Below are 16,227 nucleotides of genomic sequence, written 5' to 3'. Positions count from 1 at the left end.
AAAATATGCTTATGGATTATTTTATGGTATTTATGCAGCACAAGAAGATTTATCTGACATCTGCACAAACTGAGCTTAAGCAGGACAATGGATGTTGCGTAAAATTCTGGCTGACGATACCAAACAAGAGCAGAGCAAAATATCAGCGCTTTGCCGAATATCTGCCCTGCTCCTTTAATAAATCAGATTGCCGGTTGCAGACTAGTCCGGCGTGCTGAGCGGGCTGAGTCCGGGTAAGTCGGCAAAGCTGCGTTCGCGCACAATCTGGCAGAAATTATCCAGATAGCTTTTATTACTGTCTGTTTCGCGCATGGCGGCATACAATTCACTTTGCAGCGGTATATCGCCAATCTGCCGTGCTACTACATAGCCTTTTTCCAGATACGGCATAACCGTCCAGTAAGGCAAAGCAGCAATGCCGCGCCGGCTGGAAACCAGCTGAATAATGGCTATCGTCAGTTCACTGTTACGCCGTGCCGGCTGTACCCCGGCCGGTTTTAAAACCTTACGCAGTAAATCCAGCATATCATCCGGTACCGGATAGGTGATCAGTGTTTCATTCTCAAAATCCTGAGCCTGCCACACACTTTTAGCCGCCAGCGGGTGATCCTTCGCGCAAATGCCGACCATTTCATAGGCAAACAATGGCTGAAAAATAATCCCCGGCTGCGGAGCATATTCGGATACGATTGCCAGATCAGCACGGTGAGTCAGCAATAACCCAACCGGATCGGCCTGAAAGCCGGAAACAATATCCAGCTCTACTTTAGGCCACAGCGCCCGGAAAGCATCCATGGCCGGCATCAGCCAGTCAAAGCAGGTATGGCACTCTACCGCTACCCTCAGCTCCCCTGCCTCACCTTCAATTATCTGCGCCATATCCAGCTCTGCTACTGTGACCAGCGGCGTGATTTCTCGTGCCAGCTGTAACAGCCGCATACCTACCGGAGTAAAGTGAATCGGGTTGGATTTACGTTCAAACAGGGGGGTACCATAGAAATGTTCCAGAACACGAATCTGGTGTGACAGAGCAGACTGGGTCAGAAAAACCCTTTTTGCCGCCATCGATACGCTGCCGGTTTCTTCCAGAGCCAGCAAAGTGCGCAGATGGCGCAGTTCAATAATCGACTCCATGTATTCCGCCTTTGATGAGTATTTTTAACTACAAATTCAAGTTAAAAAATTCATAAACAGCCAGACTGCTTATAAATATCATTTATATGAATAGAACAATAATTACCTTACTGATAGCCAGTTATCTATTTACAAACTTAACACCTGTATACCATATCATACTCTTGGATTACACTAGTCTGAAATATAGTATTAAAAAAATTCATACAGAACTGCAAAATTTATCGCTTGTCGTAATGTCATAACTCACGCACACTGGCCGTTATTGAAATCCATCATTCGTAATAGGGAGAAACAAATATGAATACATTCCATCTGTCTGGTTATCCGCGTGTTGGTGCTAAGCGTGAATTAAAATTTGCCGTTGAAGCATTCTGGAAAGGCGCAAAAAGCGAAGCCGAGCTGCGCCAGACAGCGGCAGATATCCGCCAGAAAAACTGGGCAACCCAGATTGCCGCTGGTGCCGATCTGCTGCCGGTAGGTGATTTTTCATATTACGACCACGTACTGGATACGCTGTGTGCACTGGGCGCCATTCCGGCACGTTTTGGTTTTGACGCAGATAAACTGACCCTGTCTCAGTATTTTGAACTGGCACGCGGTAATGCCAGTCAGGTAGCAATGGAAATGACCAAATGGTTTGATACCAACTACCACTATATCGTACCTGAATGGCATCAGAACACCAGTTTTAAGGCCAATGCAGCCAGTCTGATTGCCCAGATAGAAGAAGCCAAAGCCACCAGACATGATATTAAACCTACACTGGTGGGTCCGCTTACTCTGTTGTGGCTGGGTAAAGAAAAAGATGCCGGTCATAATCGTCTGGAATTATTGCCGCGTCTGCTGCCTGAATATCAGAAACTGTTACGTGAACTGGCCAATGTCGGTGTTGACTGGATACAGATTGACGAACCGATTCTTGCCGTAGATATTGCCCGTGAGTGGCTGGATGCCTTTGCTCCCACTTATCAGGAGCTGGCGATTACCGGTACCCGTATTATTATCGGCACCTATTTTGGCAGCGTTGCCGAACATATTAATCTGCTCAAAAACCTGCCGGTTAACGGCGTACATATTGATTGTGTGCGGGCACCTGAGCAACTGGCTGAATTTGCCAATGCATGGCCGGAAAATAAAGTATTGTCGGTTGGTCTGATCGACGGACGTAACGTATGGCGCGCCAATCTGCGTGAAGTGATAGAACTGCTGGCGCCGGTAGCTACTCAGCTGGGTAATAATTTATGGATTGCGCCGAGCTGTTCACTGTTGCACAGTCCGCAGGATTTAAGTGCAGAGGAGAAACTTAACCCTGAAATCAAAAACTGGCTTGCCTTTGCTGCCCAGAAACTACAGGAACTGGGTATCATCAAACAGGCACTGGCACACGGTAAAGATTCCGTACAGGAGGCTCTTGCGGCTTCTGATGCTGCGGCTGCCGGACGCAAAACCAGTAAACTGATTCATAATGATAAGGTTGCACAGCGCGTAGCCAGCCTGCGCGAACATGCCGACCAACGCCATAGCCCGTTTGCACAACGGATTGAAAAACAACAGCAATGGATGAATCTGCCTCTGCTACCAACCACCACTATCGGTTCATTTCCACAGACACAGGAAATTCGTCAGGCACGCGCCGCCTTTAAAAAGGGTGAACTGAGCGCTGCCGATTACGAAGCGGCTATGAAAAAAGACATTGCCTACTGTGTTGAGCAGCAGGAACAGCTGGATATCGATGTACTGGTACATGGTGAAGCTGAGCGCAATGATATGGTTGAATACTTTGGTGAACAGCTGGATGGTTACTGCTTTACTCAGTATGGCTGGGTACAGAGCTATGGTTCCCGCTGTGTTAAACCACCGATTATTTTTGGTGATGTGGCACGCCCGAAAGCCATGACTGTTGCCTGGTCTTCTTATGCACAATCTCTGACCAAACGTCCGATGAAAGGTATGCTTACCGGACCGGTAACCATGATGAAATGGAGTTTTGTACGCAACGATGTACCATTAAGTCTGGTGTGCAAACAGATTGCGCTGGCACTGAACGACGAAGTACTGGATCTGGAAAAAGCCGGTATTCGCGTTATTCAGATTGATGAGCCGGCCATTCGTGAAGCCTTGCCGCTGAAACGTGCGCAATGGGATGAATATCTGGTCTGGGCATGTGAATCATTCCGCCTCACTTCCACTGATGCGGATGACAGCACTCAGATTCATACACATATGTGCTATTCTGAATTTAATGATATTCTGCCGGCTATTGCCAGCATGGATGCTGATGTAATTACCATTGAAACTTCCCGTTCTGATATGGAATTACTGGATGCTTTTGTTAAATTCAGCTATCCGAATGATATCGGCCCCGGCGTATATGATATCCACAGCCCGCGTGTGCCTACTGAAGCCGAAGTCGAACATCTGTTGCGTAAAGCACTGAAAGTCATTGATCAGCGTCGGTTGTGGGTAAATCCAGATTGCGGACTGAAAACACGCGGATGGCCGGAAACCAAAGCAGCGCTGGAAGTTATGGTTAATGTAACCAAAAAACTGCGTGCAGAATTAACTGCATAATTCAGATTTAGCTTAACACACCGCCCCGGTTTGCCGGGGCGGTTTTGTATGCTCGATTGGTAGAATATACCAATAATATTAAGTTAATTTTACTTTTAATCAAACAAGATAATCAGGCATCTGTATGTGCTTATAAATTGGAATATATCTGAGTAAATACTCAGTTCATTATATAAATACATAATATATGCATATATAATTAAATATTACTGATATCCGATAAAATATTTATCCAATATCAGACAAACCCTATTCATTATTATTTACAATGGGTAAAAAAAAAATTAATCTAACTCAATTAATATAAAATAATAATAGTTTACTATTGTTGTAAATTTTATTTATTAATAGAATTTTAATTGTCATTTATCTAATGAAAATTTTTTAATTACTTGGGAGATAAAGTTGGCTAAAGGATATTTTTTAAGAGTTGGGGATCGTACGACTTGTGGCGGTAAAATTATCAGTGGTGACAGTATGATCTTATGGCATGGTAGTGCTGCCGCATGGGAGGGCGATTGGGTTACCTGTGGAAGACATAGCGGAACCTACCGTATTACCGGAGGAGTCGGCAATATGTTTAATCCATCAAAAAAATTAGCTGGTTCAATCAGCAGTATCAGTACTTGTCCATGTAAAGCACGCTTAATTCCTTCCATAACTGACAGCTATATTGAAGACAGACTATCTAAATCTGTTAGCAGTATGCCGTATTCCCGCAGCTTTCATATTAAAACCCCGGAAAACGTTAATACTTATGGTGTGGCTTATGCTATCAAAACGGCTTCAGGTATCATAACGGGAGAATCAAACCGCGATGGACATATGCATACCGTACAAACTTCGCAGCCTGAGCAGATAGAAGTAAGCTATTTAGTTCAAACTGAGATAGGGATGTAATTATGGCAGAATTAAAAACCCACACTATGAAATCAGCACCCAAGACTACTCTGAATGCAGATATTTTTACCTTAGACCAGATTCCTGCTGCTATGGATAAAATGGGCTGGGTAGTTGCAGCACAGCTGATGCGGCACTGGTTTAACGGAAAGCCAGCTAAACCTTTCAATGACAAGACAAAAAATCTTTATGTAACAGGACCGGCAATAAATATACCGCCAGAACATGTAAATGATTCTATTGTAAAAATGCAATGGGCAATGAAATTTGAACCTGTACAGAAAGCGATTAAACAATTAAAGAAAGACTGGCAAAGTTACCAGGGATTAAAACTGCTAAAAGAAAGGCTTATTAAAAATAAAGGTGAGCTTAAAAAACTAAATGATGTTAAAATGCTTGATACATATTTATATGTAAATAAAACTACAATTGGAAAAGCTGATTATGACCCTTTCGGCTCTTACAGTTTTTCCGGTATTTCCGGTGCCTCCGGCTCTGGCTACAGCTACTATAGTTACTACGGATCTGGAATGTCCATTAATGATTTTATGGGCGCGATAGGCTTGTCAACATTAAAAATTGTGCCATGTGGTTATCAAACGGTACGTGACGGAAAAAATGTCTTTATCACTGAAAAAATCGGTTTTTATATAAAAGATACCTATGATTTTCTCGGTACGCAATTTCTGGGTGTCTGGAATAAAAATGAAATGCTTGGTGCTGCAAAGGCAAAAGAATATCTAAACCTTTTTGAATCGAAAAGTTGGAAGCGAATATATGATTTGGCTATGCAAAATTATGCAATGGTTTGGAATAGTGATTTCAGAAAATGGCAGCAAGTGAAAAATACCGGTATTGATTTTGTAGTTTTTTCGGATGTTTACTGGGATGACCCTTTAGATGATCATAGAGTAACTCAATTAGATGCTATAAAATAATTTAGAAATTTTTTCAGCTTTGTCTGGTTTGATTTCTATTGATTATTTATAACCATTTCCGCAAAGTTGGAAATTATTTGGTTTGACTATTTCCTGAATAGATATTGATGCCGGATTAAAATTTTCCGGGCGTAATGAAAAATATTTAGCTTTTAGAAAAAGTGATGGTTATGATGATATTAATATCAATATAAAATTAAACAAAACCATAGGAAATTAAATGAAACATAATATCCATATATTTTTTAAAAATATACTACGCAAAAATGCTGTATTTATAAAAATTATATTAGTGCTAATTATGGTGATGTGGTGGTGGTTTTTCTCGTCCTCCAGTTTTTATGGTGATTTTAATCTGTACGGTACAGTAGAAGGAGTGGATGGTGAGTATTACATAAATATGTATGAGCATCTGCCAACAACCCCGCTGGCAGTCTATGAATTGATAAAGGGGGATCGGTATTTTTATGTTTTATATAACAAACAGGGTAAGAAAATATGGCATTCACCTTATTATGCTTATTTATATGACAATGTAAATCCTTTGTTTATTCCTACTAAAGACAGTAAATTATTAAGATATTCAGAAGAAGACTGGAGCGATGCTGATATAAGGAATAAAATCAAGGAAGTATACGGTGATATAGAGCATAATCAGCCTTAAAGATGAAAACCAGTCTATAATAAAAGTATGGAGCGACGGATTATGAAAAAAAGCATAAAAATGATAAAAATAATAGGTTATTTTGCTTTTTTCTATTGGCTGTGTCTGTTTTCGTCATCCAGTTTTTACGGAAATTTTAATCTTTATACAACTATAAAAAGTGAAGATGGTGAGTACTATGTCAATATATACAAACATCTGCCCACTTCACCAATTTCAATTGTGCAAATATTAGGCGGTAATAAATACTTCGTCGTTTTATACAATAAAAAGGGAGAAGAACTATGGAGATGCTCTTTTTTTGAATATCTTAGTAAAGAGACGATATTATATCAAGAAATTTTTTTTCCTAATAAAACAGGAAATAATTTTCTATTTTTTACAGATCATGGTATAGAGGGACACGATTTTTCTACAATCATACGTAATCATAAAGTAGTACCAATCAAGTAATTTAAACCGGGTTAGCAAAATTTTTGGATGCAGGATAGAATTAAGTTAATTTAACTCAAAAATTAAACGAGATAAAATATTAAATAATAAAAGCCCCCTTTTTTGCTTGCATATTTCATATCATAACAAATGACAAAAATTTATTTTATACGATAAATATTTGTAGGTAGTTGGAAGTTATTCAGTTTGGCTGTTTCCTGAATAGATATCGATGTCGGATTTAAATCTTCCGGATGTAATGAAAAATATTTAGCTTTTAGAAAAAGTGATGGTTATGATGATATTAATATCAATATAAAATTAAACAAAACCATAGGAAATTAAATGAAACATAATATCCATATATTTTTTAAAAATATACTACGCAAAAATGCTGTATTTATAAAAATTATATTAGTGTTAATTATGGTGATGTGGTGGTGGTTTTTCTCGTCCTCCAGTTTTTATGGTGATTTTAATCTGTGCGAGACAATAAACGGAGAGGATCGTGAGTATTACATAAATGTATATGAGCATCTGCCAACAACCCCGCTGGCGGTCTATGAATTGATACAGGGGGATCGATATTTTTATGTTTTATATAACAAACAAGGTAAAAAAATTTGGCGTTCACCCCATTATGCTTATCTATACGATAATGTAGATAGTTTTTCGATACCGACTAAAAAAAGTAATTCATTCGAATATTATGATAAAGAATGGAAAACAGTTAATATAACAATAAAATAAATTAAGTATACAGTAATATAGAACACAAACAGTATTAAAGATGGAAGCCAGTCTATAATAAAAGTATGGAGCGACGGATTATGAAAAAAATCATAAAATGGATAAAAATGATAGGTTATTTTGCATTTTTCTATTGGCTGTGTCTGTTTTCGTCATCCAGTTTTTACGGAAATTTTAATCTTGATTCAACAGTAAAAAGTGAAGATGGTGAGTACTATGCCAATATATACAAACATCTGCCCACTTCACCAATTTCAATTATGCAAATATTAGGCGGTGATAAATATTTCATTGTCCTATATAATAAAAAGGGAGAAGAGCTATGGAGAGTATCTTATTTTGAATATATTAGTGAAGAAGCATTGTATAATATGATGTCTTTTCCTGATAAAACAAATAATGATTTTATTTGCCCGACAAATCATGGTTTCGACGGACACGATTTTTCTACAACCATACGTAATCATAAAGTAGTGTCAATCAAGTAATTTAAACCGGGTTAGCAAAATATTTGGATGCAGGATAGGATTAAGTCGATTTAACTCAAAAATCAAACGAAATAAAATATTGAATAATAAAAGCCCCCTTTTTTGCTTGCATATTTCATATCATAACAAATGACAAAAATTTATTTTATACGATAAATATTTGTAGGTAGTTGGAAGTTATTCAGTTTGGCTTTTTCCTGAATAGATATTGATACCGGATTTAAATCTTCCGGGAGTAATGAAAAATATTTAGCTGTTAGAAAAAGTGATGGTTATGATGGTATTAATATCAATATCAAATTAAACAAAACCATAGGAAATATTATGAAACATAATATCCATATATTTTTTAAAAATATACTACGCAAAAATGCTGTATTTATAAAAATTATATTAGTGCTAATTATGGTGATGTGGTGGTGGTTTTTCTCGTCCTCCAGTTTTTATGGTGATTTTAATTTGTCCGACACAGTAGAAGGAGTGGATGGTGAGTATTACATAAATATGTATCAGCATCTGCCAACAACCCCGCTGGCAGTCTATGAATTGATACAGGGGAAGCGATATTTTTATGTTTTATATAACAAACAGGGTAAGAAAATATGGCGTTCACCTCATTATGCTTATCTAAGCGATGGTGGTATACATTCTTTTATGCTACCGACTAAAAAAAGTAATTTATTAAAATATTTTGATGAAGGCAGAAAAATAGTTGATATAACAAATAAAATAAATTAAGTATACGGTAGTATAGTGCACAATCAGCATTAAAAATGGATATAATAAAAGTATGGAGCGACGGATTATGAAAAAAAGTATAAAATGGATAAAAATAATAGGTTTATTTGCTTTTTTCTATTGGCTGTGTCTGTTTTCGTCATCCAGTTTTTACGGAAATTTTAATCTTTATACAACCATAAAAAGTGAAGATGGTGAGTACTATGCCAATATATACAAACATCTGCCCACTTCACCAATTTCAATTATGCAAATATTAGGCGGTAATAAATATTTTATTGTCCTATATAATAAAAAGGGAGAAGAGTTATGGAGAGTATCTTATTTTGAATATATTAGTGAACAAGTAATGTATGAAATGATATCTTTTCCTGATAAAACAAATAATGATTTTATTTGTGCGACAAATCATGGTTTAGAAGGACACGATTTTTCTACAACCATACGTAATCATAAAGTAGTGTCAATCAAGTAATTTAAACTGGATTAGCAAGATTCTTGGATGATTATTTATTTTTGTTTCACTTATAAAAAATCATCTTAGCTTAAGAAATTTCTTAAATGCAGGGCAATAAATATAAAAATCTGGTTTAACTGATATAGAAGATATACAGGTATCAATAAAGCAATACCAGATGAATCAATCATTAAAATACCGATAAAACCAATTTGTAAATTGTGAAGTTAGATATATTCATTTTGATATCACTGATATAACAAATAGCAGCAACTAAGACATAGCATTAATCACAAATTCAATAAAAATATTGTGTTTTGACGGCCGTTGTCTGTCGGCTGTATAAAGCAAATGTACTTCTTTTGCCGGTGGTAAAAAATCTTGTAATATGGGGAGTAATTTATTTTGTCTGATGGCATCGCTAAGCATGGATTCGGGCAACATAGTAATACCCAGTCCTTCAATTGCGGCTTTTGCTAATACCAGAGTCTCATTGCTTTGTAATGAACCTGATATAGAAACGTTAACTTTTTTTCCATTTATCATAAATGGCCAAAGGTAATCATTTTTATTTGGATTCATGTACTGATAAATAAGACAATTGTGCTTCTCTAAATCCTTTGGTACAGAAGGAACACCATGCTGAACCAGATAACTGGGAGAAGCGGCAAAAGTGAGTTGATAGGGTTTTAATTTTCGCGCAATTAAACCTGAATCAGCTAACTGGCCAATACGGAACACAACATCAAAATTGTCCTGAACCAAATCTACATAGCGATCACTTAATTGAATATCAACTTCTACTTTTGGATAGCGTTTCATAAAATCGCTGATTACCGGTATTAAATTGTAATAACCATAGCTTACGGGAGCACTAATTCTTAAATTGCCTTTTGGCTCTTCACTGAATTGTTGTGCAAGTACTTTAGTTGCCTGGATTTCCGCTAAAATAAATAAGCATTTCGGGTAATATTGTTTGCCGAATTCAGTCAGATTCTGTGATCGTGTGGTTCGGTTAAGCAGTTTTAATCCTAAATAATTTTCTAAAAATGCTATGTATTTAGCAATCATTTGCGGTGATGTATTTAATGAAACGGACGCTGCGGCAAAAGAACCGGTTTTTACGGTCAGAATAAATGCTTGCATACATCGGAATAAATTCATATTGCCAACTCTCAGTTGTTAATCAATCAATTTTATTTGTATTTATTGCCTTTTAATTTGTACTGATAATACAGCGCACTATTTAGAAAAGGAAATATTACGATGAAAAAGATTGGCATTATCGGAGCAGGATTTATCGGTCAGGCCTGGGCAAAGCTATTTATGCAGGCAGGCTATCAAGTGATGGTGAGTAATTCCAGAGGGAAAAATACATTGTTCAGTGTGGCCAGCAGCATAGGCTGTGAAACTGGAAGCCAGGAAGAAGCTATTGAGTTTGCAGAAATTATTCTGATTGCTATTCCATTTAATAATTATCTGCAACTACCTGCTGAATCAATGAGTAATAAAATAGTATTAGATACCATGAACTATTATCCCGATCGCGACGGGCACTGGCCGCAATTAGATAAGCGTGAACTCACAACCAGTGAATTGGTTGCTCAGCATTTTTCGAAATCCAAAGTGGTTAAAGTTTTTAATGCGATTCTGGCAAGCGATGTTATTAAAGATGCCAGACCGAACGATAAATTAAACAGAAGAGCCATTCCTGTGGCAGGCAATGATTTAACTGCTAAACAAACTGTATTTAAAATATTGGATCAGGTTGGTTATGATTTTGTTGATGCCGGTCTGCTGTCTGATAGCTGGCGATTTGAGCGGGCTAAACCTGCTTATTGTGTTCCGTTAAATATCCGGCAATTACAAGAGGCACTGGAGCAAGCCCAAAGAAATATTGATTTACCTGAAAATTCATGGAAATAAAAAACTGAATGTTACTAAGATATAAACAGGTTTCATTATTCTGCTATTCTGATTGAATTTGGTAATTAAACAAATTAAAAAAACCGTAATCATCGGGCTTTTTATAAGTTATATTTAATTCAGAAATAGTATTCGGTAAGCTTTTTGCTATCAGCCAGTAATCTGTTCTATGGTTAAAATTCATTAAATCAGCGGTTATTCAGTTTGCAATATTTTAATTAGTATTAACCAGAATAAAAACGCAGACTGCCACACAGGCAGTCTGCACAGGTTGTTCGCTGTTTTATATGGTTTAGTTAACCTGATATTTCGCCAGTGCCGCACGAATTTGCGGTAAGGCTGCTCTGGCAGCCTGTTCACCCAGCCGGATAGCCTGAGTTTTCTGGTCAAAACCGCCTACTGTACCCAGTTTCTGTACCTGAGGACGGATTACGACCTGAGCTTTGCTCAGTTCGCTGTTCAGGGCTGATGCGCTCATGATATTCAGGCTCTGGTCAAGATACGAAAAGAATCCCTGACTGGTCAGACGTGCCGGTTTAGCAGATATATCTACCGCGATAACTACATTGGCACCCAGCTGTTTGGCTGCTGTGACCGGTACCGGAGCAACCAGACCGCCATCGACAAAACTTTTATTGCCGATTACTGTGGGCTGAAAAACATTGGGTATACTGGCTGATGCACGTACTGCCTGTCCGGCATTACCACTGTTGAAAACAGCCATGCGGCCGGTACCGAATTCAGTAGCCACTGCGCCGAAACGGATAGGAAACTGCTGAATCGGTTTATTGCGAACTTTGTTGTTGATGTAATCCTGCAGTTTTTGTCCTTTGATAAAGCCGGATGTAGACAGTACCGGATCAACTAAATCGGTTTTATTCAGTATTTCAGCCTCAAGCTCCAGCCTGTCCGGGCTCATACCGGAAGCATACATGCTGCCAACCAGTGCACCGGCACTGGTACCGGTAACAACCCTTACCGGAATATGGTTTTCCTGTAAGACTTTAATTACCCCTATATGCGCAAAGCCTTTAGAAACTCCGCCACCAAGTGCCAGCCCGATAACAGCGCGTGGTTTGGCCGGAGCAGGAGGGGTAACCGGTGTGGTGTTTTTACAGGCAGTGATGGTAACGAATGTAGTAATAATAAGAATGCTATTACGCAATAATGCCGAGAATTTCATATTATATTAATAATGTTCGGATTCTAAATTGTAGATGAGGGATAAAATTGTACTGGTGCTGTATTGTCGGGCAGTACCTGTTTTTTAACACCGTGTCCGTACACCAGCTCAAGTGTAACATTTTGAATATCATTGCTCTGCCATGCATTAGCCAGAATACGAACTGCATCGATTTCACTGTTAAATTGCAGACTTTGCCATAGTCCGGCTGTGCGCATGTCATCAATAAAGCGCTCTGCATTGGTGTATTGCAGAGTCAGCATATCCATGTCTGTTACCGGATCATAAAAACCGTGCTGAAACAACATGTCCCCAAGATCGTGCATATCGATCAGATTCGGTGTTTTCACTACTATACCCTCTGTACGCCAAAGTGTCATGACTTCTTTCAGGGTATCCGGACCAAAGTGGCTGAAAAAAAGCAAACCATCCGGTTTTAAAGCTCCGGCCCAGTTTCTGATAACAGCCACGGGATCATTCTGGTGAATCAGACCAAGGTTACTCCAGACCATATCAGCAGACTGGTTACCGGGAAGCCGGTCGGAAACGGTTTGTGCTGGCAGATTGCTGTGGAGTTTTTGCCACCAGTTTTGCTTGGCTTTGCGAATAATCTGTGCTGCCTGTAAATAAGCCTCACGACTGTCATACTCCTGAAAATGCGCATGCGGATAACGCATGCTGAGCAAACGGTAACTTTCATCACCGTCTGCTGCTGCGAGGATAATCTGTTCCGGCGGTTGTTTCAGAATACACAGACGTTCATCCAGCGTAGCGGCCAGATGTGCATGGAGAAACCAGTCTGGCTTGTGTGGCAGAGTTGTCATGTGTGTCGCTCCCAAAATTGGCACAGTGCACGGGCAAATTGATCAGGATGGCTTAAAAACGGTGTATGTGCAGCCTGTGGCAGGAGGCACCATTCGCTTTGCGGCAGCCGCTGATGAATGTATTCACCCATACGTGGCGGGGTAATGGCATCGCGATCACCATAAACCAGTAATACCGGACAGTTTATGCTACTGAGTAAAGGGCGTAAATCAGCCTGTTCTAACGCATGCAAAGCCGCGTTAAGAGCAGCAGGCGGTCCATACTGACAGATAGCCGGTATCAGGCTGTTAACACTGGCTTGTGCTGAAGTGTCTGCATACAGCATCTGTAATTGTAGAAACTGCTGCATGTATTTGGGATAATCTTCACGAAATTTATCGGCCATAATATTGAGGCTGGTACGTTTCAGCCCTTGCGGATAATCGCTGTCGGCCAATAGTCTGACCAGACTGGCAGTCAGACACAGTGTGGCTACTTTCTCCGGATAGCGGGCAGCCAGAGTCAGTGCCACCATCCCGCCCAGTGACCAGCCAAGCAGATGTGCAGGAGCCATAAGCTGTGCGGCCAGCTGGTCTGCAATACTGTCTATACTGAAATTGCCGTTAAACGGTGCACAGCCATGCCCGGGCAGGTCCGGGGTATACCAGTTTTGTTGCCATGGGGCTGGCAGATATGCTTGTAAAAGGTCGAATATATGGTGGTTAGCGCCCCAGCCATGTATCAATAACGTTTGCGAAGGTGTGATCATGAGTATAACTTCATTGCTTACTTCATTCTGGCACGCCTGCATCGGCGCACCGCACTGTTTATTATGCCACGATTGTGCGGATGTCTCAGGTTTGTGCCGGTCATGCAGGCAGGATATGGCTGCTTTGCGGCGTTCTGATACTGATATCTGTCTGCGTTGCCGTGCCGGCGGGCTGACAGCCGGAGTGTGTGAACAGTGCGGCCAGAAGTGGCCTTTTACAACTTTATATGCCAGTTACCGTTATGCTGCACCATTACAGCAAATGCTGCGTGCATTTAAGCATCAGCGGCAGCTTGCTTTACTGGATACGCTGGCAGCACTGATGCTGGCACAGCCGCCGCAGTGGCTGGAGAAGGTAAAAATAGATGCTGTACTGGCTATGCCGCTGAGCCGCAGGCGCCTGTTTGAGCGTGGTTTCAATCAGAGCCAGTTACTGGCTGCAATCATTGCCAGACACTATACCTTGCCGGTAGTGACACCAGACTGGATAGAGCGTTGTCACCGGCCACCGCAATCAACTTTAAAAAAATCAGCACGTTTGCATAATGTACGCGGTGTATTTCGCCTTAATAGCGCAGTTAAAAAACGTAACTTGTTGTTAATAGATGATGTTGTGACCACCGGCGCAACAATTTTTGAATTGGCTCAGACCCTTAAGAAATCAGGTGTTGCGCAGGTTTATGTCTGGACACTCGCACATCCGGAATGAAAAAATCTTTGACAGACTGAAGTCTGTTTGGCATAGTGTCGCCCAGTTAAATACCTGATTCAATTGTTAACTGCATTACAACCAAGGCGATTTTGCCGGTTAGTAAGCGATTTTCAGAACCCGCCAGTGTGCTGTTTTAATCACAGCCGGTGTTTGTTCTTGCCAATTGAGGCACCAGCCTCTTCTGCCACATTTTAAAGTGGCTGCCACTGTTTTTTGCTGTCTTAGTAGAAATTCAGTCTTTACCGGACTATGTATTGTTTACCCGCAAATGGTAATTGCGTGTCTGGTTTTTGCGTCTTTTACTCAAAGAAACGGAAATACGGTTTGATCAGAATTAAATTGTTATTTATTAGTGTTGCCATGGTACTTGGATTGAGTGCGGCATATGCCGGACCATCAGGTAATTTGTCTGCACCAGTTTATCATCCCAAAAAATCAGTATCTAATCTTACAGTAGTACCTGCAGAGCATCTGCATAAAACAGCTAATCTTAGCTATCAGGTAGCGGGCAAACGTTATTATCCGCTACAAAAAGTGGCCAGTTTCAGTCAGGTAGGTAAAGCTTCCTACTATGGCAAAAATTTTCATGGCCGTAAAACTTCATCAGGTGAGCGCTTTGACAGCCAGATGCTGACCGCCGCCCATCCGACTTTACCTATCCCCAGTTATGCACGGGTAACCAATCTGTCCAATGGAAAGACAGTGGTTGTACGTATTAATGATCGCGGTCCCTTTCATGCTAACCGGGTAATGGATGTATCCTATGCTGCCGCACAGCAGTTAGGGTTTGTACGTGCCGGTACTGCTCAGGTACGGGTAGAGCAGATTCTGCCCGGAGAGCGTCTGCAACCGGCAGGTACCAGTGGTAATATTTACGTGGATCTGCAGAAATTTGACAGTAAGGAGCAGGCTCAGAAATATCTGAAAACCACTTCACGTCATTTACAGAGTGCAGGAAGCGAACAGCAGGCTAAGCTTGTGAAAGTTCAGAACAGCTATGTTGTCCGCATGGGTCCGTTTAAACAGCAGCAGCGTGCCGATGAGGCCAAAAAATCAATGCTGACTGTATTGTAAAATTGCTCAAGCTCAGAAAAAAGCCCGTGATATGATGCACGGGCTTTTATATATCTGGCTGTTGGGAAGGGAATATCATGATTAGCCGTTTACGCGGAATCATATTGGAAAAAAATCCGCCGGTAGTGGTACTGGATGTTCATGGCGTAGGCTATGAAGCTCAGGTTTCCATGCAAACCTTTTATACTTTACCGGCCGCAGGTGAAGAAACTGCACTGTATACGCAGCTGGTCGTGCGTGAAGACGCTCATCTGCTATTTGGTTTCGGTTCCCGCGAAGAACGGGAAACATTCCGTGCATTAGTAAAGGTAAGCGGTATCGGAGCCAAAAGTGCTCTGGGTATTTTATCCGCACTGACCAGTGAGGAGCTGGCTGCCGCTATTGCTACTGAAGATATTAAACGCCTGACAGCTGCACCAGGCATCGGTAAAAAAACCGCAGAACGCATGGTACTGGAATTGCGTGGCAAACTTGCCGCCGCCAGTGATGATGCTACCGGTTTATTTACACAGAATACAGCCGGCAATAACGAAGATATTATTAATACATTGCTTGCTTTAGGCTATACCGATAAAGAAGCCCGTACTGCCTGTAAAAATATACCGGCAGGTACAGACGTCAGTGAAGGTGTACGGCTGGCTTTAAAAAACATGCTATAAATTAATTTGCTTTATAATCATATAC

General features: G+C 40.3%; 18 protein-coding genes. 13 read left to right on the top strand and 5 right to left on the bottom strand.

Going from position 1 to position 16,227, the window contains the following annotated elements; translation table 11 throughout:
• Positions 1–201 precede the first annotated feature (201 nt).
• Positions 202–1,134 carry a LysR family transcriptional regulator gene (locus H3V00_RS07765; RefSeq protein ID WP_084585708.1) on the bottom strand — a complete coding sequence of 311 codons (933 nt, stop codon included), beginning with the start codon at positions 1,132–1,134 and terminating at the stop codon, positions 202–204.
• Between the two features lie 300 nt (positions 1,135–1,434).
• Between H3V00_RS07765 and metE the strand changes: the two genes are divergently transcribed.
• The 9 genes from metE to H3V00_RS07720 all read left to right on the top strand — a co-directional run bounded on the left by metE (position 1,435) and on the right by H3V00_RS07720 (position 9,093).
• Complete coding sequence (gene metE / locus H3V00_RS07760) at positions 1,435–3,708, top strand: 5-methyltetrahydropteroyltriglutamate--homocysteine S-methyltransferase (RefSeq protein WP_198207417.1); 2,274 nt, start codon at positions 1,435–1,437, stop codon at positions 3,706–3,708.
• Between the two features lie 405 nt (positions 3,709–4,113).
• Entirely contained in the window at positions 4,114–4,608 is a 495-nt protein-coding gene (locus H3V00_RS07755; protein ID WP_198207415.1) for a PAAR domain-containing protein, read from the top strand.
• Between the two features lie 2 nt (positions 4,609–4,610).
• The gene (locus tag H3V00_RS07750) at positions 4,611–5,546 is read left to right on the top strand and encodes a DUF6402 family protein (protein WP_198207413.1); all 936 of its coding nucleotides are present in this window, start codon (positions 4,611–4,613) and stop codon (positions 5,544–5,546) included.
• A 220-nt stretch (positions 5,547–5,766) separates the two neighbouring features.
• Positions 5,767–6,210, top strand: coding sequence for a DUF6201 family protein (locus H3V00_RS07745; protein ID WP_255516791.1), 444 nt, complete (start codon positions 5,767–5,769; stop codon positions 6,208–6,210).
• Between the two features lie 42 nt (positions 6,211–6,252).
• Positions 6,253–6,663 (top strand): DUF6201 family protein, encoded by a 411-nt coding sequence (locus H3V00_RS07740; RefSeq protein WP_198207410.1) that lies wholly within the window; start codon positions 6,253–6,255, stop codon positions 6,661–6,663.
• A gap of 324 nt (positions 6,664–6,987) precedes the next feature.
• A complete protein-coding gene (locus H3V00_RS07735) occupies positions 6,988–7,392 on the top strand; it encodes a DUF6201 family protein (RefSeq protein WP_255516790.1) in 405 nt (134 codons plus the stop codon).
• 80 nt (positions 7,393–7,472) lie between these two features.
• Positions 7,473–7,880, top strand: coding sequence for a DUF6201 family protein (locus tag H3V00_RS07730; RefSeq protein ID WP_198231797.1), 408 nt, complete (start codon positions 7,473–7,475; stop codon positions 7,878–7,880).
• A 324-nt stretch (positions 7,881–8,204) separates the two neighbouring features.
• The gene (locus H3V00_RS07725; RefSeq protein ID WP_025331797.1) at positions 8,205–8,618 is read left to right on the top strand and encodes a DUF6201 family protein; all 414 of its coding nucleotides are present in this window, start codon (positions 8,205–8,207) and stop codon (positions 8,616–8,618) included.
• A 67-nt stretch (positions 8,619–8,685) separates the two neighbouring features.
• Positions 8,686–9,093: a DUF6201 family protein gene (locus tag H3V00_RS07720; protein ID WP_025331796.1), complete on the top strand. Its 408-nt coding sequence runs from the start codon at positions 8,686–8,688 to the stop codon at positions 9,091–9,093.
• Positions 9,094–9,348: 255 nt separating this feature from the next.
• Here the strand turns inward: H3V00_RS07720 and H3V00_RS07715 are convergent, their stop codons facing one another.
• The gene (locus H3V00_RS07715) at positions 9,349–10,221 is read right to left on the bottom strand and encodes a LysR family transcriptional regulator (protein ID WP_198207404.1); all 873 of its coding nucleotides are present in this window, start codon (positions 10,219–10,221) and stop codon (positions 9,349–9,351) included.
• Positions 10,222–10,341: 120 nt separating this feature from the next.
• Here H3V00_RS07715 and H3V00_RS07710 point away from each other — a divergent pair, with 120 nt between their 5' ends.
• The gene (locus tag H3V00_RS07710; RefSeq protein ID WP_198207402.1) at positions 10,342–11,001 is read left to right on the top strand and encodes an NADPH-dependent F420 reductase; all 660 of its coding nucleotides are present in this window, start codon (positions 10,342–10,344) and stop codon (positions 10,999–11,001) included.
• 292 nt (positions 11,002–11,293) lie between these two features.
• Here the strand turns inward: H3V00_RS07710 and H3V00_RS07705 are convergent, their stop codons facing one another.
• The 3 genes from H3V00_RS07705 to bioH are packed head-to-tail and all read right to left on the bottom strand — an operon-like array spanning position 11,294 to position 13,757.
• On the bottom strand, positions 11,294–12,184 hold the full coding sequence (locus H3V00_RS07705; RefSeq protein WP_078475239.1) for a patatin-like phospholipase family protein: 891 nt from the start codon (positions 12,182–12,184) through the stop codon (positions 11,294–11,296).
• A 23-nt stretch (positions 12,185–12,207) separates the two neighbouring features.
• Positions 12,208–13,008, bottom strand: a complete 801-nt coding sequence (locus H3V00_RS07700) for a methyltransferase domain-containing protein (protein ID WP_174832507.1) — start codon at positions 13,006–13,008, stop codon at positions 12,208–12,210.
• Positions 13,005–13,757: a pimeloyl-ACP methyl ester esterase BioH gene (gene bioH / locus H3V00_RS07695; protein ID WP_025331791.1), complete on the bottom strand. Its 753-nt coding sequence runs from the start codon at positions 13,755–13,757 to the stop codon at positions 13,005–13,007. Before bioH ends, H3V00_RS07700 begins: the two co-directional genes overlap by 4 nt.
• Between bioH and H3V00_RS11435 the strand changes: the two genes are divergently transcribed.
• The 3 genes from H3V00_RS11435 to ruvA all read left to right on the top strand — a co-directional run bounded on the left by H3V00_RS11435 (position 13,756) and on the right by ruvA (position 16,202).
• Positions 13,756–14,466 (top strand): ComF family protein, encoded by a 711-nt coding sequence (locus tag H3V00_RS11435; RefSeq protein ID WP_232335960.1) that lies wholly within the window; start codon positions 13,756–13,758, stop codon positions 14,464–14,466. The genes bioH and H3V00_RS11435 overlap by 2 nt on opposite strands.
• A 327-nt stretch (positions 14,467–14,793) precedes the next feature.
• Positions 14,794–15,543, top strand: a complete 750-nt coding sequence (locus tag H3V00_RS07685) for a septal ring lytic transglycosylase RlpA family protein (protein WP_269146745.1) — start codon at positions 14,794–14,796, stop codon at positions 15,541–15,543.
• A gap of 77 nt (positions 15,544–15,620) precedes the next feature.
• A complete protein-coding gene (ruvA, locus tag H3V00_RS07680; protein ID WP_025331789.1) occupies positions 15,621–16,202 on the top strand; it encodes a Holliday junction branch migration protein RuvA in 582 nt (193 codons plus the stop codon).
• The last annotated feature ends 25 nt before the right edge of the window (positions 16,203–16,227 follow it).

It is taken from the genome of Snodgrassella sp. W6238H11 (assembly GCF_016100525.1).
Classification (GTDB): Bacteria; Pseudomonadota; Gammaproteobacteria; order Burkholderiales; family Neisseriaceae; genus Snodgrassella; species Snodgrassella alvi.
This window is presented reverse-complemented; position numbering and strand designations above follow the sequence as displayed.